The following is a 2,293-nucleotide window of genomic DNA, read 5'->3' as shown; positions in this document are numbered from 1 at the left end:
AACATCACAAGGTACGTATATATCAGGTAAAAAATGCATCTCTACTTTAATTAGCCCATCACCCTTACAAGCTTCACAACGACCACCTTTAACATTAAAGCTAAAACGTCCTGCCTTATACCCTCGGGTTCTCGCCTCAAGTGTTTGCGAGAACAAATCTCTAACAAGTGAAAAAATACCCGTATAAGTAGCCGGGTTAGAACGTGGCGTTCGTCCGATTGGACTTTGATCAATATTAACAATTTTATCAACATTTTCCAAGCCCTCTATTGAATCAAATTCAGCCGGGGTTGTTTGCGCACGATTTAATTCTCGCGCAGCCAAGGCGTATAAAGTTTCATTTATTAAAGTAGATTTTCCAGATCCAGATACGCCAGTAACGCAAGTCAGCACACCAACAGGAATTGACAAATCGACATTATTTAGATTATTGCCTTTAGCGCCTTTAATTTTAATCCAACGATCGGACGTTTTCCGCACTGCTGGCACTTCAATACTTTGTCTGCCACTAATGTAGTCACCAGTTAATGATTTAGGGTTGTCAGCCACCTCTTGTGGCGTTCCTGCCGCAATAACTTCACCACCATGCATGCCAGCACCTGGGCCAATATCAATAACGTAGTCTGCTTGTTTGATGGCATCTTCATCATGCTCTACAACAATCACCGTATTGCCAATATCGCGTAAATACGTCAGTGTGTTTAGTAACTTTTGATTGTCACGCTGATGCAGTCCAATAGAAGGCTCATCCAAAACATACAAAACACCCATGAGTCCTGCACCAATTTGACTAGCCAAGCGAATACGCTGCGCCTCACCGCCCGATAAGGTATTTGCTCGACGATCAAGACTTAAATATTCTAGACCGACATTAATCAAAAATTCTAAACGCTGAATAATCTCTTTCAGAATCTTGTCAGCAATTTGCGCTCTAGAGCCTTGCAACTCCAACCCTTGAAGAAATTCATAGATATTGGCAATAGACAATTTAGTGATGTGCGATAAATTTTGTCCGCCAATAAAGACGTTTCTAGCGGATTCATTTAATCGATCACCATCACACTCGAAACAATCTTTACTGACCACGTAACGAGAAAGCTCTTCACGAACTGAGCGAATTTCACTCTCTTCATAGCGTCGCATCATTCTAGGAATCACACCTTCAAAAGGCTTAGGCTTGTTTGACCAGCCTTTTCTACCCTTGATCTTAGAGAAGTCGATTTCTTCCTCTCCACTACCATACAGTACAATTTTTTTATGCTCATCACTTAAATCTTCATAGGTTGTTTCGATATCAAATCCATAATATTGGCCGACCAGCATTAGCACTTGATAAAAGTAAGCATTGGAACGACCCCAGCCGTAAATAGCGCCATCAGCCAAACTAAGACCCGGATTAGCCACTACCTTTTCCGCATCAAACATATCTTTAACGCCCAATCCATCACAAGTAGGGCAGGCGCCCACAGGATTGTTAAAAGAGAACAGTCGCGGCTCAAGTTCGGTCAGCGAGTAGCCACACTGCACGCACGAGAATTTCGCAGAAAATACCAACTCATCCCAATTAGAATCCTCACCCATTGGTGCAACCCGTACCAGGCCACTACTTAAATTGAGTGCCGTTTCTAAAGACTCTGACAGGCGTGATGTAATATCTTCACGAATCTTAAGTCGATCGATAACGATTTCAATAGTGTGATGAGTCTTACCATTAAGCTCATCCATTTCATCTAAATAGACAATCTCACCATCAACACGTGCCCGTAAAAAACCCTGATGTGACAACTCCTCTAATAATTTTTTATGACTGCCTTTGCGATTTTGCACAATGGGTGCTAATAACATGATTTTTTCACCTTCAGGTAGTGAAGTTATGTCATCCACCATCTGAGAGACGGTTTGCGACTGTAGGTCAACTTCATGCTCAGGACATTTTGGAATACCTGCTCGTGCAAATAACAATCTTAAATAATCATAAATCTCGGTAATAGTGCCCACTGTAGAACGTGGATTATGCGAGGTAGCCTTTTGTTCGATAGAAATCGCAGGAGACAAGCCTTCAATATGGTCTACATCTGGCTTTTCCATCAATGATAGAAATTGCCTGGCGTAAGCTGATAAAGATTCAACATAGCGTCTTTGACCTTCTGCATAAATCGTGTCAAACGCTAACGATGATTTGCCTGAGCCTGATAATCCGGTAATAACTACCAGCTTATTTCTAGGAATATTAATATCGATATTTTTTAAGTTATGAACGCGAGCGCCACGTATGCTGATTTGATCCATAAGA

Annotated in this window: 1 protein-coding gene; it reads right to left on the bottom strand. The window is 41.5% G+C overall.

What is annotated here, in order from left to right:
* Positions 1-2,289, bottom strand: a 2,289-nt coding sequence (gene uvrA, locus P8M52_RS06255; protein ID WP_300308913.1) for an excinuclease ABC subunit UvrA, incomplete at its 3' end; no start/stop codon positions are given.
* Positions 2,290-2,293: the final 4 nt, after the last annotated feature.

The organism is Candidatus Thioglobus sp. (genome assembly GCF_029243085.1).
Lineage (GTDB): Bacteria > Pseudomonadota > Gammaproteobacteria > PS1 > Pseudothioglobaceae > Thioglobus_A.
This window is presented reverse-complemented; position numbering and strand designations above follow the sequence as displayed.